Origin of the sequence: Pseudoalteromonas sp. J010, assembly GCF_003934235.1 — a bacterium.
Lineage (GTDB): Bacteria > Pseudomonadota > Gammaproteobacteria > Enterobacterales > Alteromonadaceae > Pseudoalteromonas > Pseudoalteromonas peptidolytica.
The window spans coordinates 1-22,727 of sequence record NZ_RDBW01000002.1 but is presented as its reverse complement, the minus strand read 5'-3'; the positions used below and the strand labels follow the sequence as shown (position 1 = coordinate 22,727).

At 43.7% G+C, this 22,727-nt stretch carries 28 protein-coding genes; 24 read left to right on the top strand and 4 right to left on the bottom strand.

Going from position 1 to position 22,727, the window contains the following annotated elements; translation table 11 throughout:
- Positions 1-22 precede the first annotated feature (22 nt).
- From EAG18_RS01640 to EAG18_RS01630, 3 genes are all read left to right on the top strand, one after another.
- A complete protein-coding gene (locus tag EAG18_RS01640) occupies positions 23-685 on the top strand; it encodes a fumarylacetoacetate hydrolase family protein (protein ID WP_125250671.1) in 663 nt (220 codons plus the stop codon).
- A 131-nt stretch (positions 686-816) separates the two neighbouring features.
- Positions 817-2,004, top strand: a complete 1,188-nt coding sequence (gene purT, locus EAG18_RS01635) for a formate-dependent phosphoribosylglycinamide formyltransferase (RefSeq protein ID WP_125250670.1) — start codon at positions 817-819, stop codon at positions 2,002-2,004.
- A complete protein-coding gene (locus tag EAG18_RS01630) occupies positions 2,001-2,894 on the top strand; it encodes an aldo/keto reductase (RefSeq protein ID WP_125250669.1) in 894 nt (297 codons plus the stop codon). Before purT ends, EAG18_RS01630 begins: the two co-directional genes overlap by 4 nt.
- A 351-nt stretch (positions 2,895-3,245) precedes the next feature.
- Here EAG18_RS01630 and EAG18_RS01620 read toward each other — a convergent pair whose 3' ends face one another.
- Both EAG18_RS01620 and EAG18_RS01615 read right to left on the bottom strand, forming a co-directional pair.
- Complete coding sequence (locus EAG18_RS01620) at positions 3,246-3,917, bottom strand: TorF family putative porin (RefSeq protein ID WP_125250667.1); 672 nt, start codon at positions 3,915-3,917, stop codon at positions 3,246-3,248.
- Positions 3,918-4,185: 268 nt separating this feature from the next.
- Positions 4,186-5,352 (bottom strand): hypothetical protein, encoded by a 1,167-nt coding sequence (locus EAG18_RS01615; RefSeq protein WP_185745536.1) that lies wholly within the window; start codon positions 5,350-5,352, stop codon positions 4,186-4,188.
- Positions 5,353-5,551: 199 nt separating this feature from the next.
- Between EAG18_RS01615 and EAG18_RS01610 the strand changes: the two genes are divergently transcribed.
- The 3 genes from EAG18_RS01610 to EAG18_RS01600 all read left to right on the top strand — a co-directional run bounded on the left by EAG18_RS01610 (position 5,552) and on the right by EAG18_RS01600 (position 9,012).
- Positions 5,552-7,495: an AsmA family protein gene (locus EAG18_RS01610; protein WP_125250666.1), complete on the top strand. Its 1,944-nt coding sequence runs from the start codon at positions 5,552-5,554 to the stop codon at positions 7,493-7,495.
- Between the two features lie 119 nt (positions 7,496-7,614).
- Positions 7,615-8,433 (top strand): phytanoyl-CoA dioxygenase family protein, encoded by an 819-nt coding sequence (locus EAG18_RS01605; RefSeq protein ID WP_125250665.1) that lies wholly within the window; start codon positions 7,615-7,617, stop codon positions 8,431-8,433.
- A gap of 117 nt (positions 8,434-8,550) precedes the next feature.
- Positions 8,551-9,012: a hypothetical protein gene (locus tag EAG18_RS01600; RefSeq protein WP_125250664.1), complete on the top strand. Its 462-nt coding sequence runs from the start codon at positions 8,551-8,553 to the stop codon at positions 9,010-9,012.
- Position 9,013: 1 nt separating this feature from the next.
- Here the strand turns inward: EAG18_RS01600 and EAG18_RS01595 are convergent, their stop codons facing one another.
- The gene (locus EAG18_RS01595; RefSeq protein ID WP_125250663.1) at positions 9,014-11,557 is read right to left on the bottom strand and encodes a serine/threonine-protein kinase; all 2,544 of its coding nucleotides are present in this window, start codon (positions 11,555-11,557) and stop codon (positions 9,014-9,016) included.
- A 169-nt stretch (positions 11,558-11,726) separates the two neighbouring features.
- On the opposite strand from EAG18_RS01595, the gene EAG18_RS01590 reads away from it, so the two are divergent.
- The 18 genes from EAG18_RS01590 (at position 11,727) to rplQ (ending at position 21,436) form a co-directional block, all read left to right on the top strand.
- Complete coding sequence (locus tag EAG18_RS01590) at positions 11,727-12,566, top strand: polysaccharide deacetylase family protein (RefSeq protein WP_125250662.1); 840 nt, start codon at positions 11,727-11,729, stop codon at positions 12,564-12,566.
- Between the two features lie 392 nt (positions 12,567-12,958).
- Positions 12,959-13,327, top strand: a complete 369-nt coding sequence (gene rplN, locus EAG18_RS01585) for a 50S ribosomal protein L14 (protein WP_010378257.1) — start codon at positions 12,959-12,961, stop codon at positions 13,325-13,327.
- Between the two features lie 10 nt (positions 13,328-13,337).
- Entirely contained in the window at positions 13,338-13,652 is a 315-nt protein-coding gene (gene rplX, locus EAG18_RS01580) for a 50S ribosomal protein L24 (protein WP_023401269.1), read from the top strand.
- 15 nt (positions 13,653-13,667) lie between these two features.
- Positions 13,668-14,207 (top strand): 50S ribosomal protein L5, encoded by a 540-nt coding sequence (gene rplE, locus EAG18_RS01575; RefSeq protein ID WP_010378262.1) that lies wholly within the window; start codon positions 13,668-13,670, stop codon positions 14,205-14,207.
- A 10-nt stretch (positions 14,208-14,217) separates the two neighbouring features.
- Positions 14,218-14,523 carry a 30S ribosomal protein S14 gene (gene rpsN / locus EAG18_RS01570; RefSeq protein WP_095728862.1) on the top strand — a complete coding sequence of 102 codons (306 nt, stop codon included), beginning with the start codon at positions 14,218-14,220 and terminating at the stop codon, positions 14,521-14,523.
- A 20-nt stretch (positions 14,524-14,543) separates the two neighbouring features.
- Entirely contained in the window at positions 14,544-14,936 is a 393-nt protein-coding gene (rpsH, locus tag EAG18_RS01565; RefSeq protein ID WP_125250661.1) for a 30S ribosomal protein S8, read from the top strand.
- A 13-nt stretch (positions 14,937-14,949) separates the two neighbouring features.
- On the top strand, positions 14,950-15,480 hold the full coding sequence (gene rplF / locus EAG18_RS01560) for a 50S ribosomal protein L6 (RefSeq protein WP_125250660.1): 531 nt from the start codon (positions 14,950-14,952) through the stop codon (positions 15,478-15,480).
- A 9-nt stretch (positions 15,481-15,489) separates the two neighbouring features.
- Positions 15,490-15,840: a 50S ribosomal protein L18 gene (gene rplR, locus EAG18_RS01555; RefSeq protein WP_010378271.1), complete on the top strand. Its 351-nt coding sequence runs from the start codon at positions 15,490-15,492 to the stop codon at positions 15,838-15,840.
- 9 nt (positions 15,841-15,849) lie between these two features.
- The gene (rpsE, locus tag EAG18_RS01550) at positions 15,850-16,356 is read left to right on the top strand and encodes a 30S ribosomal protein S5 (protein WP_125250659.1); all 507 of its coding nucleotides are present in this window, start codon (positions 15,850-15,852) and stop codon (positions 16,354-16,356) included.
- 6 nt (positions 16,357-16,362) lie between these two features.
- Positions 16,363-16,542: a 50S ribosomal protein L30 gene (gene rpmD / locus EAG18_RS01545; protein WP_010378276.1), complete on the top strand. Its 180-nt coding sequence runs from the start codon at positions 16,363-16,365 to the stop codon at positions 16,540-16,542.
- Positions 16,543-16,546: 4 nt separating this feature from the next.
- Positions 16,547-16,981, top strand: a complete 435-nt coding sequence (gene rplO, locus EAG18_RS01540; protein ID WP_099643704.1) for a 50S ribosomal protein L15 — start codon at positions 16,547-16,549, stop codon at positions 16,979-16,981.
- 11 nt (positions 16,982-16,992) lie between these two features.
- Positions 16,993-18,321 carry a preprotein translocase subunit SecY gene (secY, locus tag EAG18_RS01535; protein ID WP_010606805.1) on the top strand — a complete coding sequence of 443 codons (1,329 nt, stop codon included), beginning with the start codon at positions 16,993-16,995 and terminating at the stop codon, positions 18,319-18,321.
- Positions 18,322-18,343: 22 nt separating this feature from the next.
- Positions 18,344-18,457, top strand: a complete 114-nt coding sequence (gene rpmJ, locus EAG18_RS01530; RefSeq protein WP_002959476.1) for a 50S ribosomal protein L36 — start codon at positions 18,344-18,346, stop codon at positions 18,455-18,457.
- Positions 18,458-18,588: 131 nt separating this feature from the next.
- The gene (gene rpsM, locus EAG18_RS01525) at positions 18,589-18,945 is read left to right on the top strand and encodes a 30S ribosomal protein S13 (protein WP_010378282.1); all 357 of its coding nucleotides are present in this window, start codon (positions 18,589-18,591) and stop codon (positions 18,943-18,945) included.
- A gap of 13 nt (positions 18,946-18,958) precedes the next feature.
- A complete protein-coding gene (gene rpsK, locus EAG18_RS01520) occupies positions 18,959-19,345 on the top strand; it encodes a 30S ribosomal protein S11 (protein ID WP_099643703.1) in 387 nt (128 codons plus the stop codon).
- A gap of 21 nt (positions 19,346-19,366) precedes the next feature.
- The gene (rpsD, locus tag EAG18_RS01515; RefSeq protein WP_017218390.1) at positions 19,367-19,987 is read left to right on the top strand and encodes a 30S ribosomal protein S4; all 621 of its coding nucleotides are present in this window, start codon (positions 19,367-19,369) and stop codon (positions 19,985-19,987) included.
- A gap of 24 nt (positions 19,988-20,011) precedes the next feature.
- Complete coding sequence (gene rpoA / locus EAG18_RS01510) at positions 20,012-20,998, top strand: DNA-directed RNA polymerase subunit alpha (RefSeq protein WP_010378288.1); 987 nt, start codon at positions 20,012-20,014, stop codon at positions 20,996-20,998.
- A 39-nt stretch (positions 20,999-21,037) separates the two neighbouring features.
- On the top strand, positions 21,038-21,436 hold the full coding sequence (rplQ, locus tag EAG18_RS01505; protein ID WP_039493510.1) for a 50S ribosomal protein L17: 399 nt from the start codon (positions 21,038-21,040) through the stop codon (positions 21,434-21,436).
- 217 nt (positions 21,437-21,653) lie between these two features.
- Here rplQ and EAG18_RS01500 read toward each other — a convergent pair whose 3' ends face one another.
- The gene (locus EAG18_RS01500; protein ID WP_125250658.1) at positions 21,654-22,253 is read right to left on the bottom strand and encodes a hypothetical protein; all 600 of its coding nucleotides are present in this window, start codon (positions 22,251-22,253) and stop codon (positions 21,654-21,656) included.
- Between the last annotated feature and the right edge of the window lie 474 nt (positions 22,254-22,727).

The window sequence follows — 22,727 nt, the reverse complement described above, 5'->3', positions numbered from 1 at the left end:
ATAACACACAGAGAGAGTTAGTATGTACCAGCATAAGCGCGATAATTTAGTACCATGGGATTTACCTGTGGGTAAAATAGTTTGTATTGGCAGAAATTATGTTGAACATGCCAAAGAGTTAGATAATCCAATCCCCGATAACCCATTATTATTTATAAAACCAGCTACCAGCTTGGTCACATTTGATAGCGATTTATGTTTAAACGCTGCGCTTGGTGAGCATCATTATGAAGCAGAGCTCGCACTGTTGATTGGTACGCAAATTGATGCAAATACAGCAGAGCCACTAAAGCACGTTGCTGGAGTGGGACTTGCGCTTGATTTAACTTTGCGAGACCTACAAAGTGAATTAAAAGCACAAGGGCACCCTTGGGAGCGAGCAAAAGCCTATGATAATAGCTGTCCAATCACGCCATTTATTCCTTGCGATGAAAGCACCTTTGCTGAGGGCGTAGAGTATCGCTTTTGGCAAAATGATGAGCTAAAACAGCATGGCGACTCTAGCTTAATGATTTTTCCGATCATTGAGTTGATGAATGAAATCACGCGTTACTTTACGTTGCAACCAGGAGATATTGTGCTCACTGGCACCCCCAAAGGTGTGGGTAGTCTAGCATCAGGTGATAAGTTGAAACTACAACTTGAACAATACCCGGCTTGGCATGGTAACGTCACCGTAAAGTAAGTAACAGCAAGCACTTTGTTGTTGATAAAGTAGGTATGTAGAGGGCGTTTTAATTGCATGCCTACTTCTTGGCTTTTTTGCATGACAAAAAGTCGTTACCATGGAGGTATCAAACCAACCAAGGAATCATCATGAAAATCAAACCTCTGGGCACGCCCTTTTCCGCAACAGCTTGCAAAGTATTACTCTGCGGTGGTGGCGAGTTAGGGAAGGAAGTCGTCATCGAATTTAAGCGCTTAGGTGCTGAAGTGATTGTATTAGACCGCTACGACAATGCGCCTGCGATGCAAGTAGCAGATCGCAGCTATACCTTGTCTATGTTGGATGGTGAAAAGCTCAACGCGATTATTGAACAAGAGCAACCTGATTATATCGTGCCAGAAATTGAAGCCATTGCGACGGATAAGCTGGTGGAATTAGAGGCTGAGGGTTACACGGTGGTGCCAACCGCCAAAGCGACTCAGCTGACCATGAACCGCGAAGGGATCCGCCGTCTTGCCGCCGAAAAGCTTGGGCTGGCCACTTCACCCTATCAATTTGTTGATACCTTGGCAGACTTTAATGCCGCTGTCGCACGCATTGGCATGCCATGTGTAGTTAAGCCTATCATGAGCTCGTCAGGTAAAGGGCAAAGCGTGATTAGAAACGCCGAAGATGTGGAAGCCGCTTGGCACTACGCACAAGAGGGTGGGCGTGCAGGTCAGGGCAGAGTGATTGTGGAAGGTTTTATTGATTTTGACTATGAAATTACGCTGCTAACCGTACGCCATATCGATGGCACGAGTTTTTGTGAACCAATTGGACATGTGCAACAAGACGGTGATTACCAGCAAAGTTGGCAGCCGCAGCAGATGTCTGAGTTGGCACTAGAGCGCAGTAAAGCCATGGCTGAAAAAGTCACGGAAGCACTTGGTGGTCGGGGTCTGTTTGGCGTTGAACTCTTTATTAAGGGTGATGAAGTGTACTTCAGCGAAGTGTCACCAAGGCCGCATGATACCGGCATGGTTACGCTTATCTCGCAAGACTTAAGTGAGTTTGCACTGCATGCTCGCGCGATTTTAGGCTTGCCTATCCCCACCATTCACTTCCATGGACCATCGGCATCTAGCGTGATCCTTGTCGAAGGTCAGTCAACACAACTACAGTTCAACAATCTTGCACAAGCGCTTGCAGAGCCACTAACGGATATTCGTTTGTTTGGTAAACCAGAGGTGAGTGGCAAGCGCAGAATGGGTGTGGCGTTAGCACGCTCAGACTCGGCTGAAAGTGCTGTCGAGAAAGCCATGCAAGTGGTTGCAAAAGTAGGAATTACGTTATGAACTCAAACACCCGCGTACTTGACCCATTAGTATTGGGGTTTTGGCGGCTTTTAGACTGGCAAATTACGCCGCAAGAAAATTTACGCTTTTTAAAGCAAGCGATTGAGCTTGGAATACGTGATACAGATCATGCTGATATTTACGGTGAGTATCAGTGTGAGGCGGAGTTTGGTAAAGCCTTAGCGCTTGAGCCTAGCATTCGAGAGCACATTCGGATCATCACCAAATGTGGCATTAAGCCCGCATTTCCGAGCTTGGGATTAGCGGGAAAGGCAAACCATTATGATTCAAGCAAGGCGCATATCATTGCCCAAGCGCAGCAGTCACTAAAGCACTTCGGCACGGATAGGTTAGATGTGCTGTTGATCCATCGCCCTGATTATCTAATGGATGCCGATGAAGTTGCCGATGCGTTTAATACCCTTAAACAAAACGGCGATGTACTTCATTTTGGGGTGTCGAACTTTACACCTAGCCAGCTTGCTTTATTGCAATCGAGGCTCGATTTCGCTTTAGTGACCAACCAAATTGAGTTTTCACCTTATGAGATGAAAGCGCTTGACGATGGCACTCTTGATCAGTGCCAGCAGCTAGGGATGAACCCTATGCTGTGGTCGCCGCTAGCGGGAGGTAGAATATTCTCTAGCAAAGACGAAAAAGCCAAACGACTCCGTGCGGTGTTACAACAAGTGGGTGAAGAGATTGGTAGCACTGAAATTGATCAAGTGGTATACGCATGGCTTGCCATGCACCCATCGAAACCTGCCACTGTGCTTGGAACAGGAAATATCACCCGAGTTGCCAGCGCGTTTGCTTCACAGTCACTTAGCATGAGTCGCGAGCAGTGGTATCGCATTTGGACGGCGTCTACTGGGCATAGCGTACCATAATACCAATTTGACTTAATACTTGCTCAATTTGAAGGAGTAAATCTGACGCTAACAGCGTTAAAAATTTCTCATTTAGAACAACTAAATAGCAAAATTTTGCCTTGCCTACAAGGATGTAGGTACCTTGGCGATAGCAGGACGCGGTAGCGGAGTTATCGACAAGATTTTCTCGCCTCAAAATAGACCATTTAATTAAGCAAATTGGTATAAAGCGGTATGTGTTTGGATTGGAGCCAATTTACGCGACAGTTTTGCAAATTCAGCCACAAAAAAGGGCCTTTCGGCCCTACGTGTTGCAGCAAGTAAAAAATAAGGTGGTGCGGCTGTCACAAGACCGCCCACCTTTGGTCATCACAGATTAAAATCTAATCCATAACTTACGTAAGCTTTAATATCATCGCTACTGTCTAAGTCGGTTTTTACTAATCCAAAGGTAAAGCCTTGCGTAGATAAACTCACGCCGTAATCCATATAAGCGTCGTCTTCACCTGTCCACTCAAGCACGGTGTCTCCGCTGGAGCGACCAATATGTAAAGTTAATTCACTGTCTTTAAAAATGAGGAAGCTGGCCGACACTTCGGCATAAAGCATATCTTCTTCTATGGTTGAGTCGCTTTGTGCTGTGGCTAGGTGGCTGAGTTTAAAAGTAAAGTATTGCCAGCCAAGTGCGGCGTAAATCTCGCCAAAATCAATATCTCCATTGGCATCGGGGTAGGCGTAGTGGATATAACCGAAATCAAAACTCATGCCTTTGATTTCACCAGCGTAACCGGCGTATAGATCCATCTCATAACTGGCAGCGTCGCCAAAGTCGATGTTAGAAACCCAAGTGCCCGCATAAAACCCAGACTCGCTGCTATAATCTAAGCCGCCAGACACCGCTGCGCCATCATCGCTTTGAGTGATCCCACGCCAGTAATAATTTGAGCTGGCCGCAATATTTGCTGTTACTTCCGCTTGAGCTGAAACACAAAAGCACGCAGTTAATCCGCCGAGTAGCATAAGTAAAGGTTTATTTGTCATTCTGTTTTCCCCATTGAACGCAGAGTTTTTATTTGATTGTTGTCATTACACTTTTTGTAAAGAGTGACTGCAAAGGGAAGGCCAATATCTGAAAGTAACGGAGATTTAATTCTATATTATTAAAAATATTGGAATTTTATTTCATGGTCTCTGATCATAAAAGCATTAGCTGCATAAATACTGCACGGGGCTGGTGCAAAAAGTCGCTGCTTGCACATTAATAATGCAAGCAGCGTATTGAGGGGAGAGTTATTGAAGTGCTGGCAGGTTAGCCAAAGATGGTACGCATAAGGCTGATGGTTTCATCGACACTACGACCTTTTTCTACTTCAGCGACTATCGAGTCACGTTTGGTGCGAATATGCTCTGGAATAGACTCATCTGCAAGGGCGCGGTCGACCAGTACCTCTGCTGACTCTTTACCACGGCGTACGGTCTTTTTGCCACCACTGGTACCGCTGCGCTTAGGCTTATGCAGTAGCTTAAAGTAGTTGGAGTTAGTTGCTGTGTCTTTGTCTGCGTGATAAAACAAACAAGGTAATAGGGCTTTAATCTCAGCTAATTGGGTTTCAAATTCATCAGCTGGTGCAGCCATGGTGTACCACGGCATCGTTTTAATGGTGCTGACTATATCTGTCCAATAACGCTCAAAATCGCGATTGTTTAGCTTCGCAATACCAAGCGCTTGGCACAAAGCGTCAAGTTTACTAGGCGTTATTGGTGTGAACACATCTGGGCGACGCATTGCTAATAGGCGAGTGGCTGGTGCAAGCGTTGGCTTTTCCTCGCTGCCAGAAAAGGCACTTAAATACCCCACCATAAATGATTGATAGTGCTCAAGCGTTACGTCACCTTCAGCAGGAATAGCAGCTAATGCGTCATCAAAAGCACCCGGAAGGTCGTCTAATAGTTGGTGAAAGCCTTTTGCACTTTTGGTGGAGGCAAACCACTCTACGTCAAATTGATACACGCTAGTGTCTAAACTTGCAGCATGTTTACCACTAAAGGCAAGGCGATCTTCTTTAATCATGTCCTTCAGTGGTGTGCTACGCATTGGCTTTAGGTATTCGATTAATTTTAGTTGTTCATCTAGTGCAACTATCTCTTTATGATCAGCAATAAATGCAGTCACCATAGGCCAAGGTGCGATACGTAAAGTTTTTAGCTGTAAAAAGCTAATTGCTGAGATAAGTAAATCTTGTAGCTTTTTAACGATAGGAAGTTGGTGGTCATCCAGGAGATCAAAGTTGATACGGTTTTTTGCCACATCAAGTAGTTCATAGCACCAACCAAGAAAATCTTCAGGGTGATTTTCCACTTTAACCGCCATCAGATTGAGGCTGATCTCTGTGGCCTGTTTAAGGATATTTTGATAAATCTGACTTTCCTGTTCGCCCAAGGCCATGTTTGACGGTGATATGAGCAGTTTCTTCATGTGGGTTAGATACTCCAAGTTTGATTAATAAGCTAACCAGTAAAATATAGCGAATGACGATAAAAACTGGCAAGGGCGAGGATCATACCGATTAGTGATGAGGTTGCAATCGCTCAGTACAAATTATTTGCCTTTATTCATGGTATATTCGATAACAAGGGTTATCATAAAAATAATCAAGATTTATGAAGGAAAGGCAATGAATCGGCTAGCTAAAATCGTAGGTGCCATAATAGCGCTTATTATTATTCTTGTTATCGCAGCTCCGTTTTTAATCCCCAAACAAGCCGTTATCAGCCAGATAACATCACAGGTAGAGTCAGTGACAGGTAGAAAGCTGTCGATTGATGGCGACTCTGACATTGGTATTTTTCCAACTCTCCATATCGAGCTAAACCAAGTGCGATTTGCCAACATGGCCACGGGCAGTCGCCCAGATATGTTCGCCATGGAGCAACTTGTCGTGCATATTCCATGGTTAAGTGCGCTATCTGGTGAAGCTAAGCTTGAGCGCTTTGTGATCAATAATCCAAATATTATTCTCGAAACTGACAAACAAGGTAACGCGAACTGGCGGTTGCTACCCGCCAGTGCAGATAACACGCCAACGGCGCAAACCAGTTCTAAAGGGAATATGCAGTTACCGGAGGGCTTAGATGTTAGTCTTGGCGAAGTGGCGATTTATGGTGGCTCGGTGACTTATCTTGATGGTGTGACAGGCGCTAAATATCAAGTAACTGATTTAGACATTGGCGTGATGCTATCGTCACTTTACCAACCACTAGAAGTCGACGGTAAGCTGACTTTTCAAGGTCAAATTTTTAACCTTGTTACTACACTCGACAATCCAGCAARGGCGATCGAAGGTGCAACCTTTAATGTTGAACAACAAGTAAAATCAGCGCTGTTCAACCTTGACTATAAAGGTGAAATTGCAGAGCAAGGTAAAACCATTCGCGGTCAGTTAGCCTTGTCTGGCGACTCGGTAAAAGCGCTGGCTGAGTGGCAGGGTGTTGACCTAAAAGCCAAAGAAAATGCGTTCAACGACTTTGGCCTAAACGCTAAAATGACGATGCAAGGGCAAGTTTTTACTCTCAACGCCTTAGAAGCGACCTTGGACGAATTGGTAATAAAAGGTCAAAGTAAAGTCACCCTCTCTGGTAAGCCTGATATTACCGCGAGTGTTGACCTTGGCATGTTAGATCTTAACCCTTATTTGCCAGAGCCTGTAGAAAAACCACAAACGCAACCTGAGCCAGAGGGTGCACCCGCACAGCCAATCGTGTGGGATGACTCTGAAATTGATTTATCAGCGCTTAATAGCCTTAATGCGAATGTGAAAATCACCTCAACAGGGCTACGTGCGAGAGAAATTAAGCTTGGCGAAAACCAAATTAGCTTAGTAATTAACTCAGGTAAGGCGACACTCGGCCTAGATAAGTTTCAAGCCTATGAAGGTCAGGGTAAAGGCAAGGTTGAGGTGAGCGCTGCAACAAAACCTTATGCCATCAATACTGACTTTACATTAACGGCGATTAACGCTGAGCCATTACTGACCGATGCTATCGGCTTTGACAAAGTATTGGGTAAAGGAAGTCTTAATTGGGCGTTAAGCACACAAGGTGTCAGTCAAAAGCAATTTGTGAATGCTCTTGATGGTAAATTAGGTTTTGAGTTCAAAGATGGTGGGGTGAAAGGCGCAAACCTTGCTGAGATGATCCGTAAGGGCAAAGAGATGCTCAAAGGCGATTTCTCTTCGGTATCGCAAGGACTCAATGCCAATTTCGACCCAGATCAAAAAACCGACTTCTCAGCCATGACTGGCACTTTTGTCTTTACCAAAGGCGTAGGTCAAAACGATGATTTCTCGTTGGCAAGCCCGTTATTGCGAGTGACAGGCAAAGGTACCGTTGATTTACCACAAACTTTGGTCGATTACCGTGTGGTGACTGGGATTGTTGATACCATTGAAGGGCAAGCGGGTACTGATGATAGTACCGGCTTTAAAATTCCGGTGCGGATCAAAGGCCCATTCCATAAAGTGGATACTAGCCTAGATTTAAAAGAAGCGGCTAAAGATAAAGCCAAAGACAAGGTAAAGGACAAGATAAAGGATAAGCTTAAAGGGTTGTTCGGCGGCTAACTGATAACATCCCAGATGAGTAAGTTGCGTGAATTAAATGAAGCAGCTCGCAAAGGTTGTCAGTGGCGGCCTTTGCGTTATATTCGACGTAGCCATAACAAGAAGAACTAAAAGTTAAAATGGAAACTCAGCTACAACACACATTTGATAAGTATGGATTTATAAAGGTAGAGACTGCATTTGAAGCACAGTTATTCAAGTCATTACAAGCCATCACTACATCCCTGTTACAAGATGCTCAGAACTTTGCCAAAGAGGACAAGTGCCTAGAGCATATCTCGGCATCACGCCATCAGGGGAGATTGGTGGTTTCACGTATAAATGACCTATTTAAATTTCAATCGGCTTACGCTGAGCTGCTCGCACACCCGAGTGTGATAGGACTGGCTGAAAAGATAATTGGCGAACCTGTAGCACCAGTTTATGAGTCTTTACTAATTAAAGACCCCGCGGATCCTTATCAGATAGGGTGGCATAGAGACATGAACGCGGGAGCTGACGAGCGGATCATTACCATGGGGATTTATTTGGATGATGCGCAGGCTCAGCAAGGGGCATTGCAGGTATTACCTGGCTCCCACCTTGCAAAAGAGAGTGTCCTTGAGCTGAAGGAAAAGCTTGATAAGCAACAACTAACACCAGTTGATGTGCCAGTTAAAGCAGGCGATATTTTGATTCATCATGTCAACACTTTGCATTGTTCTGGTATTCAGCACACTAAAAATATGCGTAGAACACTGTATTTTGAATTTAGAGCGATATCCCACCTGCAGCAAAATAGTAATTATTCAACACAGTGGCTTGATAAGCGCTTAGCGTTACTCGCTAAATTGCAAAAAGGAGAGAGGGAGAGCGCAGGCCACAACTTGGTGGAGCCAGACTTTTACAGTACATTTTATCAGATTGAGCCAGCTGATTATGGTTTTAACTTTGGTTAATGACTGTCGTCGAAATGCGTTTAAATCTGTCTGCTGTAACCGGTTGTAATAGCATTAATGTTATTCATGTGCTTAGATAAGTGGGAATGGCTCTACAAACAAACGAGGGATAAAATAATGAGTGAATCTTCAAATGAGTACATAGTGACCCCAAAATTTGAGGGGAATTGGGTGTTTTCAGGTGATGATAAGCCAGTTAAAATTCAATTAGCTAAGGGTGAAACCGCTGTTTTAACGTATAAGCTTGTTACTGATGAAGATGGCTGGAGCTTTGCTGAAAATGGTACTTTCTTTACCGAAGCGCAAGACAACTTCAATTATAACCTTACAAGCAAATTAGAGGGTAAGCATACGGTTCAGGTTACAATTGAAGCATTGAACGTTGCGAATACACTAAGTGAAAGTGATATCAAAGCGCTATCAGCTAATCCTGATGCGAAGGTTGTCACACTAGTAGAAAATAACAATTCACGTATTGAGTTCAGACTTGTTGCTCAAAATGATTCTGGAAATGGTGTAGTGCGTTATTTCTCACAAGACCCAGTTATTGTAATCGAAGATGTTGATCCGCCTTCTTGATTTATACCTTTTGGCATAGATAGGAAAAGTTTAACTGGCCTATCTGTGCCGCTAAATCTGGTTGGTCACAAAGAGGCTTGAACCAAGCTAATCTATAAAATGCGGCACTCCAACCTAAATTCAAACTACGTTGCAATGAAGAAATAGCAGAATAGGTTTCACGCAATAAAGTTTGTACTAACGCCTTAACATAGTAGGCTTCCGCTGAATTTGGCTCTAATGCAATTTGCTGTTCTACCAATAATAACGCTTCTTGAAAATTTCCCAAATGTGCCAGTGCTTGTGCTTTTACCAACTTAGTAACTTTTGAGTCGTCCAGTGCAAGAACTCGTAAATAAACCTCTTCCGCTTTTTGATGTTGATTAGTTAAAGTTAGTAAATCAGCATGATTTATCAAAAACTCAGCTTTGCTCGGCGCATGTTCAACAGCTTGTGATGTATATTCTAATGCGGAGATAAGCTCTCCTTTTAGCATTAACACAACGGAGTAATTGTTTAACGTAGCCGTATTAATTTTTTCTTTTTCGATTAGTTTTTTATACGCTGCACTTGCCTTGTCGAGTTTGCCTAAAAATGAATAAATATCCGCAATTGTTTTAAGTGTTTTAAAATCATTGGGTGCGTATTGTTGTGCTTTTTCTAGAAAACTAAGAGCTTGTTCGTAGCGACCCAAACGTATGTTTAGAAAAGCAGCATTTCTCGTGATACTTAGAGTTGGTCTTAGCTTAAAAGCATTCGTGGTATGTATTAATGCTGCTTCGTAGTCACCTTTTAGATTCAAGTAAAAGCTGAGAAGGCCTTGTTTTTCGAACTCATCCAAAGAGGAACGTCGGATGGCTTCTAATGCTTTTTTTGCTTCTCGATCATTTTGGGAGTACTGATAAAGTTGTAAAAGGTGTGTCTGATAAAGTGGCGTATTTTTGAGCTTTTTAGGGGCTGACTCAAGCACTTCACTTAGTGAATGTAAGATTAAATTGTCTGAGCTATTTTTGAACGCGGTGATGGCCGTCTTTGTATATATTGAATAAAGAGGGAGGAAATCCGGGGAGATTCGAATTAATGACTCTATTTTTTTGATCGTTGCGCGATTTTCAATATTAACAGATTGTGCTTCACGATAGAGCTCGGCATATTGATTCAAAAAGCTTCTGTCAGTCAACTCTGGCGCAGATTCTTCTTTTGCTAATGAGTATAAGGAGGATAAAGTGATATTAAAAACATCGCCGTAACTTTCACTAGAAGTGACATTTCGAACACTATTGGTTAAAGCTGCATTGACTCCATTGATGGTGCTTAACTCAATGTCGCAGCTATTCACATCACAGACCAATTGGGATGATATTAGAATATCAGCATTCAAAGCTGCGCCGACTTCTTTCAAAGGTGCGGCCTCACCGAGTAGCTTTTGCGTTTGGCTTATTTCGCTATTAGCTATCAATACGTAACTGGAATCGTCAAGAAAGTATTGCTTTATTGCATCTTGGATAGCCAATTCAATAATTTGTTTATGAGCATCTAATATTTGCGTACTGTCACTAAACTCTACCGGTAGCGCTGCTATATAAACTTTGGGTTTGGTTTCCTGCCAATACCAGTATCCACCAACGACTAAGCACATTAAAAAGGTGAAAAGTGCTGTAACACTTAGCCGCTTTTTACGTGTTTTGGCTTTCTCTTTGGCTCTATCTCGTAGTGCTATTTCTTCGAGGGATAATGTTGCCTCGCTGTTGTCGTAGCTAAAGGTGTGTAAAATCTGCTTGAGTTGTTGGCTCACTTCATTGGCACTACTTGGGCGAGCGCTTTTCTCATATTGCAGTAAGCGGTCAATCAGCTGTGCCAGCGCAGGGGGAATATCTAAAATACGTTTAGCGCTAGTTTTTAAAGGTTGGAATTTAATCTGTTCAGCAATAGATTTATCACTGCCATCGTCAGCTTGTTCACAATAAGGATGATGTCCGGCCAGTAATTGATACGCAATAAGTCCGAGCGAGAATAGATCACTACGGCTGTCTAGCGTTTCATTACGAAGTTGCTCCGGTGACATTGCGGTGAGGCTGCCGTAGCTGGTGTGGGGGCGAGAAGTTTGGCTATCTTCTAATTGTGAAATACCGAAGTCGGCGATCTTGGCTACACCCTGATCATTGACCAAAATATTACCCAGTTTTAAGTCCAAATGAAGAATATTTTGGCTATGTGCTGAAGCGAGACCGTCGGCAATATGGCTAAGCAGCTCGACTTTTTGCTCGGTAGTTAAAACATGTGTTTTTGTATAATGCTGTAAAGTCGCGCCTTGTACATACTCCATTTCTAAAGCCATGTGACCATTGCTCTCAAAAACGTCGTATATTTGTACTATATTAGGGTGGTTAAAACGCGCTAATAGGCGAGCCTCGTTGAACTCGTCTGCTTGTGTATGCTGAGAGAGCGACAATACCTTGACCGCTACACGGCGGCCGAGCTTTTTGTCAGTAGCAAGGTACACTTTGCTCATACCGCCTTCAGCGAGCAAAATCACGTCCTGATAGTATTCTTCTAACTTCAACACAGCACAGTCTTTCTTATTGGTTACTAAAGATAGTGTATCGCTAAAATCGCCAAATTAGTACTACTTGCGGTGACCTAAATAGTAAATAAATAAGTTGAGAATTTAACACTTTGCTAGTGAGTGCAACTTTTATAGAGTAATAAAACACCAAGCTTTTAAGGATAAATATATGGCAAATCTATACACTCTTTCCCTCACTCGCTGTTGTTGGGGGGTGATGATTATATGTACATTACTTTATAGTACGCTGAGTAAAGCTGCTGATAGTGATGTGACTTTTACGTACCCAAATGGCGCTCGCAATGCCATTAGTCTGACCTTTGATGATGCAAGAACGAGCCAAGTCACGGTCGCGATACCATTACTAAACCGCTATAAGGTTAAAGGGACATTTTACGTCATGCCATCAAAAATAGCGGAAAATCTGTCGTTGTGGCAAGGGGCTGTTAAGCAGGGTCATGAAATAGGTAATCATACCAACGAACACTTGTGCACTGGGAACTTTGCGTGGCTGAGAGAGAAGAATCAAGGACTGGAGCAAGTTGATCTTGCATATATTGAGCGCGATATTACTTATACAACCGAATACATAGAAAAGCACTTAGGCGTAACCCCGCGAAGCTTTGCTTATCCTTGTGGTAATACCTTTGTCGGGCGTGGTGAAAATGTAAAAAGCTATGTGCCAATAATAGCAAGGCACTTCGATAGTGGCCGCACCTGGCTTGATGAAAGCGCCAATCATCCTACTTATACAGACTTCGCTCAATTGACTGGGATTAGAATGGATGGCCTTAGCTTTTCAGCGCTTAAAAGCCATCTGGAGCAATTAAGAGCGAACAATAGTTGGATTATTCTAGCAGGGCATGAAGTGGGAGAAGGGGGGATGTATACCGTCGATTCAGAAATGTTAGAAGCACTCATCCCTTATCTACAGGATCCGAAAAACGGCTATTGGCTCGACACCGTAAGTAATGTGGGTGACTACATCAAAGCTAAAAGAGCACAGTAGAGTATGGCTACCCATACTCCATTCGACTTCGCAATCCTTCTGTTTAAAACCAGTGAACTATCTTATTCAAAGCTTATGTGTTTCTGTTCAAAGTACAGCGAGGTATTCTCAGCAAGAGTGGATCAGGCGAAAATCCACGTATGAGTTTTGTTTGAAAATTATGCAAGTGGTTGAATTCTCGAATACTCGTCACCACATACTGAAATTACAATCAGTACGTCACGTTAAAGCATTAAATTAATTAAAAATTGAACTATCTTTGATTGGACTTTGCTGGTACAATTGCCCGCCCTTGAAAGACATAATCACAGTTTTTTGAGCGGAATTTAACCTAAATGCCTTGATTTTGAACAAAATCTCGGCGAGTTGTAACTACACCGGAGGTCATTAAGATGATCCAAATGCAAACTCAGCTGGACGTTGCTGATAACAGCGGCGCTCGCAAAGTGCAGTGTATAAAAGTCCTTGGTGGTTCGCACCGTCGCTACGCAGCGGTTGGCGACATCATTAAAGTTTCTGTTAAAGAAGCTATTCCTCGCGGCAAAGTGAAGAAAGGTGATGTTAAAAACGCAGTAGTTGTGCGTACTAAAAAAGGCGTACGTCGTCCAGACGGCTCTTTGATCCGTTTCGATAGCAATGCGGCTGTTATCTTAAACGATAACTTACAGCCTATTGGTACTCGTATCTTCGGCCCTGTGACTCGTGAACTTCGTACTGAAAAGTTCATGAAGATCGTTTCACTAGCACCAGAAGTACTATAAGGAGTCGATCATGGCAGCAAAAATCCGTCGTGATGACGAAGTAATCGTACTAGCCGGTAAAGACAAAGGTAAGCGCGGTAAAGTGCTTTCAGTTGTTACTGAAACTGGCCGAGTATTTGTTGAAGGCGTTAATATCATCAAGAAGCACCAGAAGCCTGTACCACAACTACAGCAAGCTGGCGGTATTGTTGAGAAAGAAGCGTCAGTCGACGTATCAAACGTAGCGATTTTCAATGCCGAAACTGGCAAAGCGGATCGTGTAGGTTTTAGATTTGAAGACGGTAAAAAAGTCCGTTTCTTCAAGTCTACCGGTAAAACTATTTAATAGTTGGAGTAGACGATGGCGAAACTGCATGAAGTGTACAAAGACAAAGTGGTAAAAGAGCTTCAAGAGAAGTTCGGTTACAGCTCTGTCATGCAAGTCCCTCAGATCGAAAAGATCACACTAAACATGGGTGTGGGCGAAGCCCTAGCTGACAAGAAAATTCTAGAAAATGCAGTAGCAGATCTAGAATCAATCTCTGGTCAGAAGCCTCTAGTGACTAAAGCACGCAAATCAGTTGCTGGCTTTAAGATCCGTGAAGGTTACCCAATTGGCTGTAAAGTAACCCTACGCGGCGAGCGTATGTGGGATTTCCTAGAGCGTTTAGTCTCTATCGCGATGCCACGTATTCGTGACTTCCGCGGTGTTAGCGCAAAGTCTTTTGACGGTCGCGGTAACTACTCTATGGGCGTACGTGAACAAATCATCTTCCCAGAAATTGATTATGATAAAGTAGACCGTGTACGCGGTATGGATATCACAATCACTACTTCTGCGAAAACAGATGACGAAGGCCGTGCGTTGTTAGAAGCGTTCAACTTCCCATTCAAAAAGTAAGGGTAGGGTTATGGCAAAGAATTCAATGAAAGCGCGTGACGTAAAACGTGCTAAATTAGTTGCTCAGTATGCTGAAAAGCGTGCTGCGTTAAAAGCTATCATCAGCGATGTTAACGCATCTGATGATGAGCGTTGGGATGCAGTGTTAAAGCTACAGTCTTTACCACGCGATTCTAGCCCTTCACGTCAACGTAATCGTTGTAACATCACGGGCCGCCCTCATGGTTACCTTCGCAAGTTCGGCTTAAGCCGTATTAAAGTTCGCGAAGCAGCGATGCGCGGTGAAATTCCTGGCCTTAAAAAGGCTAGCTGGTAATAGAATCACGGGAGTAAGACATGAGCTTGCAAGATCCAATTGCGGATTTGTTCACACGTATCCGTAACGGTCAGTCTGCGAAGAAGGTATCTGTTTCAATGCCAACTTCAAAGCTGAAAGTAGCTGTAGCTAAGGTACTTAAAGACGAAGGTTATATCACTGACTTCGCAGTATCTGGTGACGTAAAAGCAGAATTGACTATCGAACTTAAGTACTTCGAAGGCAAAGCTGTAATCGAAAACATCCAGCGTGTTAGCCGCCCTGGTCTACGTATCTATAAGAAACGTGACGAATTACCAAAGGTAATGGGTGGTCTAGGTATCGCTATCGTATCAACTTCTAAAGGCCTGATGACAGACCGCGCTGCGCGTAACGCTGGTGTTGGTGGTGAAATCATTGGCTTTGTAGCTTAATCGGAGGGGAACTATGTCTCGTATAGCGAAGGCTCCTATTACTGTTCCTGCCGGTGTTGAAGTTACAGTTAACGGCCAGGACATCAAAGTTAAAGGCAAAAACGGTGAATTAACTCGCACAATCAACGATGCGGTTGAAGTTTCACTAAACGACAACGTTATCACTACAGCTCCACGTGAAGTTGCTAATGCTTGGGCTCAAGCTGGTACTGCACGTGCGCTAATCAACAACATGATTGTTGGTGTTAACGATGGTTATGAGAAGAAACTACAGCTAGTAGGTGTTGGTTACCGTGCGGCAGTTAAGGGTAAAGTATTAGACTTAACCCTTGGCTTCTCTCACCCAGTGAACTTCGAGATCCCAGCGGGTATCACTATCGAAGCTCCAAGCCAAACTGAAATTGTTGTTAAAGGCGCAGACAAGCAGTTAGTTGGTCAAACAGCTGCTAACATCCGCTCATACCGTGAACCAGAGCCTTATAAAGGTAAAGGTGTACGTTATGCTGATGAGCACGTGCGTCGTAAAGAGGCTAAGAAGAAGTAAGGTAAGACGATGGATAAGAAAACAGCTCGTCTACGTCGTGCTAAGCGCACTCGTAGAAATATTATCGAACAAGGCACAACACGTCTTGTTATCCACCGCACGCCACGTCACATTTACGCTCAAGTAATCAATGCTGAGGGTAATGTACTGGCTGCTGCTTCTACTGTTGAAAAAGCAATTGTTGAAACAGTTAAAGGCACAGGCAACATCGAAGCGGCTCAAGCAGTTGGTAAAGCAATCGCTGAGCGCGTAGCTGACAAAGGCGTTGAAAAAATCGCTTTTGATCGCAGTGGCTTTAAATATCACGGCCGTGTGAAGGCGCTAGCTGATGCTGCGCGCGAAGCCGGTCTGCAATTCTAGGAGTAGACAATGGCTAACGTAGAAGCAAAGCAAGCACAGCCAGAGTTGGCTGAAAAGCTAATCGCGGTAAACCGTGTGTCTAAAGTGGTTAAAGGTGGTCGTATCTTTAGCTTCACTGCACTAACTGTTGTTGGTGATGGCGCTGGTAAAGTAGGTTTTGGTTATGGTAAAGCACGTGAAGTTCCTGCTGCTATTCAAAAAGCAATGGAAAAAGCACGTCGCAACATGATCACTGTTGAACTAAACGGTAACACGCTACAGCACCCAATCAAGGGTCGCCACGCGGGTTCTAAAGTTTACATGCAGCCTGCATCTGAAGGTACAGGTATTATCGCAGGTGGTGCGATGCGTGCAGTACTAGAAGTAACTGGCGTACAGAACGTACTATCTAAAGCATACGGTTCAACTAACCCGATCAACATCGTTCGCGCAACTATTGCAGCTCTTGAGAATATGAATTCTCCAGAAGGTATTGCTGCGAAGCGTGGTCTTAGCGTTGACGAAATCTTGGGGTAAGACACCATGGCAAACACAGTAAAAGTAACTCAAGTACGTAGCTCAATCGGTCGTTTACCGAAGCATAAAGCTACATTACGTGGCCTTGGTTTACGTCGTATCAACCACACTGTTGAGCTAGAAGATACGCCAGCAGTTCGCGGTATGATCAACCAAGTTTCTTACATGGTTAAGGTTGAGGGGTAATTCGATGAACTTGAATACACTTTCACCTGCTGCAGGTTCAAAAACTGCTGGTAAGCGTGTCGGCCGTGGTATCGGTTCTGGTCTTGGTAAGACTGGTGGTCGTGGTCACAAAGGTCAAAAGTCACGCTCTGGCGGTAAAGTACGCGTTGGTTTTGAAGGCGGTCAAATGCCTATGCAACGTCGTCTACCAAAGTTTGGTTTCACTTCACGCAAGTCTCTTGTGTCTAAAGAAGTGAATCTATTCGAAATCGCTAAAGTTGAAGGCGACGTGGTAGATCTAAACGCGCTACAGGCAGCTGGTATCGTTAAAAAGAACATCCAGTTCGTAAAAGTTGTAAAATCTGGCGAAGTTTCACGCGCTGTTACCGTTAAAGGCATTAAAGTGTCTAAAGGTGCACGCGAAGCTATCGAAGCTGCCGGAGGCAAGGTAGAAGACTAAGGAAGTACGCTATGGCTAAACCAGGTCAAGATATGCAAAGTGCACAAAGTGGGCTTGCGGAACTGAAGCGCCGATTACTATTTGTATTGGGTGCTATCATTATTTACCGTCTGGGCTCTTTTGTGCCAATCCCTGGGATTGACGCCGCTGTACTTGCCGAATTCTTCGAGCAACAAAAGGGCACCATTGTTGAGATGTTCAACATGTTCAGCGGTGGTGCGCTTGAGCGTGCATCGGTATTGGCGCTAGGTATTATGCCATACATCTCGGCTTCGATTATTATGCAGCTATTAACGCACATACATCCTGCGATGATAGAGCTTAAGAAAGAAGGTGAGCAAGGGCGTAAGAAAATCAGCCAGTATACGCGTTATGGTACGCTTGTGCTTGCTACATTCCAATCGATAGGTATCGCTACTGGTCTACCTAATATGATGGAAGGCTTAGTTGTGAATCCAGGCTTCGGCTTTTACTTCACAGCTGTAGTGAGCTTAGTCACTGGAACAATGTTCCTAATGTGGTTGGGCGAACAAATCACTGAACGTGGTATCGGTAACGGTATCTCAGTTCTAATATTTGTTGGTATTGTAGCTAACCTGCCGTCTGCAATTGGTTCGACAGCAGAAATGGCGCGCCAAGGTGATCTGCATATTTTAGCATTGTTATTGATTGCGGTAATCGTATTCGCTGTAACTTACCTAGTTGTGTTCTTTGAGCGTGGACAACGTCGTATCGTTGTAAACTACGCGAAGCGCCAACAAGGTCGTCAGGTATTCGCTGCTCAAAGCACGCATTTACCACTAAAAGTTAACATGGCGGGTGTTATTCCACCAATCTTTGCTAGCAGTATCATTTTGTTCCCTGGTACAATAGCAAGCTGGTTCGGCCAAGGTGAAGGTCCGGTCGCTGATGTGCTACAAGCTATCTCAGCAGTATTGACTCCAGGTCAACCACTGTATGCGATGGTATTAGCTGCGGCTATTATCTTCTTCTGCTTCTTCTACACTGCGTTGGTATTTAACCCGCGTGAGACAGCAGATAACCTGAAAAAATCTGGCGCTTTTATTCCAGGCATTCGTCCAGGTGAGCAGACGTCTAAATACATTGATAAAGTGATGACACGCCTGACATTGGCAGGTGCTTTGTATATAACCTTTATCTGTCTGGTGCCCGAGTTTATGACTATGGCATGGCAAACGCCATTCTACTTCGGCGGTACATCAATTTTGATTATCGTTGTTGTCATCATGGACTTTATGGCACAAGTACAGACTCATATGATGTCTCATCAATATGATTCTGTGCTGAAAAAAGCGAACCTTAAAGGCTACGGCCGTTAAGGTCAGTTTACGGAGTTGAGTAATGAAAGTACGTGCTTCCGTTAAGAAAATTTGCCGTAACTGCAAAGTAATCAAGCGTGCAGGTGTTGTACGCGTGATCTGCAGTGAGCCAAAGCACAAGCAAAGGCAAGGCTAAGCAAATTAAGTCGTGCAGGCTGAGTAGCTCTACTTAGCCTGTTTCTTTGGTAAAACTTGAATGTCGGTTGGGTATCCTATACGGGCTTTCCAGCAAGATGATAATCAAGTTTATTTATAGGAGATATGTTAGTGGCCCGTATCGCAGGCATTAACGTTCCTGATCATAAGCATGCTGTTATCGGTTTAACAAGCATCTATGGTGTAGGTAAAACTCGCGCTAAGGCGATCTTAGCTGCGACAGGTATCGCTGAAACTACTAAAATCGGCGAGTTAAATGACGAAACTCTTGACATCCTTCGTGAAGAAGTTGGCAAGTACACTGTTGAAGGTGATCTTCGTCGTGAAGTTACACTAAACATCAAGCGTCTTATGGATCTTGGTTGTTTCCGTGGCTTACGTCACCGTCGTTCGCTACCACTACGTGGTCAGCGTACTAAGACTAACGCGCGTACTCGTAAGGGTCCTCGCAAGCCTATCAAGAAATAAGGTGGGGTAAGTTATGGCAAAAGCACCAATTCGTCGTAAAAAGGTCAAAAAGCAAGTTGTTGACGGCATGGCTCACGTTCATGCGTCTTTCAACAACACTATCGTGACCATCACTGACCGTCAAGGTAATGCTCTTTCTTGGGCGACTGCGGGTGGTTCAGGTTTCCGTGGTTCTCGTAAGTCTACTCCATTCGCTGCACAGGTTGCTGCGGAGCGTGCAGGTGTTGCTGCACAAGAGTACGGTCTTAAGAACCTAGAAGTATTCATTAAAGGTCCAGGTCCAGGCCGTGAGTCTGCTGTTCGTGCATTGAATGCTGCTGGTTTCCGTATCACTAACATCACTGACGTGACGCCAATTCCACACAATGGTTGTCGTCCACCGAAGAAACGTCGCGTATAACAATAGGTTAGGAGAAAGAACATGGCAAGATATTTGGGCCCTAAGCTCAAGCTAAGTCGTCGTGAAGGTACTGACCTGTTCCTTAAAAGCGGCGTAAGAGCAATTGACTCTAAGTGTAAACTAGAAACAGCACCTGGTCAGCACGGCGCACGTAAAGGTCGTCTATCTGATTACGGTTTACAGCTACGTGAAAAGCAAAAAGTTCGTCGTATCTACGGTGTACTAGAAAAGCAATTCCGTAACTACTACAAAGAAGCTGCTCGCCTTAAAGGTAACACAGGTGAAAACTTGTTACAGCTTCTAGAGCAACGTCTAGACAATGTTGTATATCGCATGGGTTTTGCAAGCACACGTGCTGAAGCACGTCAGCTAGTAAGCCACAAAGCGATTATGGTTAATGGTCGTGTTGTTAATATCCCTTCTTTCGTAGTTACTCCTGAAGATGTAGTAGTAATTCGTGAGAAGTCTAAAAAGCAAGCGCGTATCATCGCTGCTCTAGAGTTGGCTGAGCAACGTGAAAAGCCAACTTGGATTGAAGTTGACGGTAAGAAAATGGAAGGTACTTTCAAGCGCCTACCAGAGCGTTCTGATCTGTCTGCGGACATTAACGAACAACTAATCGTCGAACTTTACTCGAAGTAAAGTTAAGAGTTAAGAGAGGATAAAATGCAGGGTTCTGTAACCGAATTCCTAAAACCAAGATTAGTCGATATCGACGCTGTAAGCTCAACGCGTTCTAAAGTAGTTTTAGAGCCTCTAGAGCGTGGTTTCGGCCACACACTAGGTAACGCTCTACGTCGTATACTTCTTTCATCTATGCCTGGTTGTGCTGTGACAGAAGTTGAAATTGACGGCGTATTGCACGAGTACAGCGCGAAAGAAGGCGTACAAGAAGACATCATTGAAATTCTGTTAAACCTTAAAGGTCTAGCGGTATCTCTAGAAGGTAAAGATGAAGTTTTCCTTACCCTGACTAAGTCTGGTGTAGGCCCTGTGACTGCGGCTGATATCCAGCACGACGGAGATGTGACTATCGCCAACCCTGAGCATGTTATTTGTCACTTAACTGCTGACAATAGCGAAATCAGCATGCGCATCCGTGTTGAGCGTGGTCGCGGTTATGTACCGGCGTCTAGTCGTTTATCCTCTGATGACGATGAGCGCCCAATCGGCCGTTTGTTGCTAGATGCATCATTCAGCCCGGTTGAGCGTATTGCGTACTCGGTTGAGTCAGCTCGTGTTGAGCAGCGTACAGACTTAGATAAACTAATCATCGATATGGAAACGAACGGCACTTTAGATCCTGAAGAAGCGATCCGCCGTGCGTCAACTATCCTTGCTGAGCAATTAGATGCATTCGTAGATTTACGTGATGTTTCTGAGCCAGAAGAAAAAGAAGAGAAGCCGGAGTTTGATCCGATTCTACTTCGTCCTGTTGATGACTTAGAGCTAACTGTACGTTCTGCAAACTGTCTGAAAGCCGAGCAAATTCAATATATCGGTGACTTAGTACAGCGTACTGAAGTTGAGCTTCTGAAAACACCAAATCTTGGTAAGAAGTCTCTAACTGAAATTAAAGACGTGCTAGCTTCACGTGGTCTATCTCTAGGTATGCGCCTAGAAAACTGGCCACCTGCAAGTCTAGCTGAGTAATCTAAGTTACTATATTAGTTTAGTTAGAAGGATAGGGTCATGCGCCATCGTAAGAGTGGTCGTCAATTAAACCGTAACAGCAGCCATCGCAAAGCGATGTTTAGCAACATGGCTGGTTCTTTGGTGAAGCACGAAATCATCAAAACTACTTTGCCTAAAGCAAAAGAGCTGCGCCGTGTAATTGAACCTTTAATCACACTGGCTAAGACTGACAGCGTAGCAAACCGTCGTTTAGCGTTTGCTCGCACGCGTGATAAAGAAGTAGTTGGTAAATTGTTCACTGAGATTGGTCCTCGTTTCGCGGATCGTCCAGGTGGTTACACTCGTATTCTTAAGTGTGGCTTCCGTACTGGTGACAACGCGCCAATGGCTTACATTGAACTACTAGATCGCCCAGCGACTGAAGAAGTTCAAGAAGACGCACAGTCTGCAGAGTAATTAGTCTTATTAAAGACATAAAAAAGCCGAGCATCGCTCGGCTTTTTTCTTTTCAAGAAGCTTATTTTCGCAAGCTCAGGTTATGTGAAGCAGCCAAAAAGCAAGGTGCCTACCTCGCTTATATGTACATAGATATCTCAGCGATAATAGGGCGTGCTAAATTATCGATAAGATCCTCTTGTCCCAAAATATATCGCTTGATCAAGTAAATTGGGCATTAAAAGTTCCAATGAACTAGTGCTGCAAATCGATTGCCGTCGAGTTGATGAGTATTTGCGATATTACTTGGAATTGAGAGGTTACCTACAGAACTTACTTCATATTCTGCGACTTCGTATCTCAATTCGAGACTAATTTGCGAATAGTTAAAAGCATATAAACCGGAAAAAATGAGCTTTGTGGTGTTATTGAATTTAGCATCAAGAGTAAAATCACTGTCCAATTCAACAGAGGTATCAAAACCGATCCCTGCACCTAGCTTCACATTGTCATTTAGGTTGTAATATGGGATGGCTTCAAACGCCCACCGGCTAAAAGTTAAATCACCGTTTTTCGCTTCAGCTGCATCGAAGTGATAAAGTGCGTTTAGCTTAATATCAAAATCTTTATTCGCTTGATAATGAATGCCACCACCAATGAATATGCCATCGCCAGCTTTAACAGTGTCATCACTATTATCTTCGTACACTAAGGTGCCTATAGTATCACCACCTAAGCTTACTCCAGCTGTTGCTGAAAAAGAAAAAGGGCTAGTGTCGTCGGCAAGTACGGTGGTGCTAGATAACAAAGTAAATAAAGCTATAGATAGTTTTTGCATGTTTATACCTGTTTTGTGGTCAAATTTCCGTGCATGATCACCAATTTTTCACTTATGTACAGTGAAAAAGCCATATATTTCAATTGATTGATTAAATATAAGTCTGCTTGCTTATCTTTTGTACGCTTATTCTTAATGCTAGAGCTCAAGTGAGTTTTTAGATGGTGTATTTTCAATATCCTAGCGATCTGTGTGAATTTATAACGGCTAGAACACCCAAATAGAAATAAAAGTAGAATAAAAAATGGACGATATAGCATGCTGAAGTATCAAAAATAGACGTTTCGCTTTATTTTTGCTCGAACAAACGTTTTTTTGCAACTTTCTTCAAAAAAAGGGTTGCACTTAAATCGGATCTCCCTATAATGCGCATCCACCGACACGGGGAGCAACGCTGAAAAGCAACGAGCCAACGAGTCGGGAGTCAAATAAAACTTGAGTTTGAATACTTCGAAAGAAAATCAAAATTAAGTA

Excerpts from the sequence above, each read along its gene's own strand:
- EAG18_RS01640 (WP_125250671.1), top strand. The coding sequence starts at position 23 with ATGTACCAGCATAAGCGCGATAATTTAGTACCATGGGATTTACCTGTG.
- rpsN (WP_095728862.1), top strand. The coding sequence starts at position 14,218 with ATGGCAAAGAATTCAATGAAAGCGCGTGACGTAAAACGTGCTAAATTA.
- EAG18_RS01600 (WP_125250664.1), top strand. The coding sequence starts at position 8,551 with ATGAGTGAATCTTCAAATGAGTACATAGTGACCCCAAAATTTGAGGGG.
- EAG18_RS01615 (WP_185745536.1), bottom strand. The coding sequence starts at position 5,352 with ATGAAGAAACTGCTCATATCACCGTCAAACATGGCCTTGGGCGAACAG.
- rpsK (WP_099643703.1), top strand. The coding sequence starts at position 18,959 with ATGGCAAAAGCACCAATTCGTCGTAAAAAGGTCAAAAAGCAAGTTGTT.
- EAG18_RS01500 (WP_125250658.1), bottom strand. The coding sequence starts at position 22,253 with ATGCAAAAACTATCTATAGCTTTATTTACTTTGTTATCTAGCACCACC.
- rpmD (WP_010378276.1), top strand. The coding sequence starts at position 16,363 with ATGGCAAACACAGTAAAAGTAACTCAAGTACGTAGCTCAATCGGTCGT.
- rplQ (WP_039493510.1), top strand. The coding sequence starts at position 21,038 with ATGCGCCATCGTAAGAGTGGTCGTCAATTAAACCGTAACAGCAGCCAT.
- rplF (WP_125250660.1), top strand. The coding sequence starts at position 14,950 with ATGTCTCGTATAGCGAAGGCTCCTATTACTGTTCCTGCCGGTGTTGAA.
- EAG18_RS01590 (WP_125250662.1), top strand. The coding sequence starts at position 11,727 with ATGGCAAATCTATACACTCTTTCCCTCACTCGCTGTTGTTGGGGGGTG.
- rpmJ (WP_002959476.1), top strand. The coding sequence starts at position 18,344 with ATGAAAGTACGTGCTTCCGTTAAGAAAATTTGCCGTAACTGCAAAGTA.
- rplO (WP_099643704.1), top strand. The coding sequence starts at position 16,547 with ATGAACTTGAATACACTTTCACCTGCTGCAGGTTCAAAAACTGCTGGT.
- EAG18_RS01605 (WP_125250665.1), top strand. The coding sequence starts at position 7,615 with ATGGAAACTCAGCTACAACACACATTTGATAAGTATGGATTTATAAAG.
- purT (WP_125250670.1), top strand. The coding sequence starts at position 817 with ATGAAAATCAAACCTCTGGGCACGCCCTTTTCCGCAACAGCTTGCAAA.
- EAG18_RS01630 (WP_125250669.1), top strand. The coding sequence starts at position 2,001 with ATGAACTCAAACACCCGCGTACTTGACCCATTAGTATTGGGGTTTTGG.
- rplX (WP_023401269.1), top strand. The coding sequence starts at position 13,338 with ATGGCAGCAAAAATCCGTCGTGATGACGAAGTAATCGTACTAGCCGGT.
- rpoA (WP_010378288.1), top strand. The coding sequence starts at position 20,012 with ATGCAGGGTTCTGTAACCGAATTCCTAAAACCAAGATTAGTCGATATC.
- rpsD (WP_017218390.1), top strand. The coding sequence starts at position 19,367 with ATGGCAAGATATTTGGGCCCTAAGCTCAAGCTAAGTCGTCGTGAAGGT.
- rpsE (WP_125250659.1), top strand. The coding sequence starts at position 15,850 with ATGGCTAACGTAGAAGCAAAGCAAGCACAGCCAGAGTTGGCTGAAAAG.
- rplE (WP_010378262.1), top strand. The coding sequence starts at position 13,668 with ATGGCGAAACTGCATGAAGTGTACAAAGACAAAGTGGTAAAAGAGCTT.
- rplR (WP_010378271.1), top strand. The coding sequence starts at position 15,490 with ATGGATAAGAAAACAGCTCGTCTACGTCGTGCTAAGCGCACTCGTAGA.
- rpsH (WP_125250661.1), top strand. The coding sequence starts at position 14,544 with ATGAGCTTGCAAGATCCAATTGCGGATTTGTTCACACGTATCCGTAAC.
- EAG18_RS01620 (WP_125250667.1), bottom strand. The coding sequence starts at position 3,917 with ATGACAAATAAACCTTTACTTATGCTACTCGGCGGATTAACTGCGTGC.
- rplN (WP_010378257.1), top strand. The coding sequence starts at position 12,959 with ATGATCCAAATGCAAACTCAGCTGGACGTTGCTGATAACAGCGGCGCT.
- secY (WP_010606805.1), top strand. The coding sequence starts at position 16,993 with ATGGCTAAACCAGGTCAAGATATGCAAAGTGCACAAAGTGGGCTTGCG.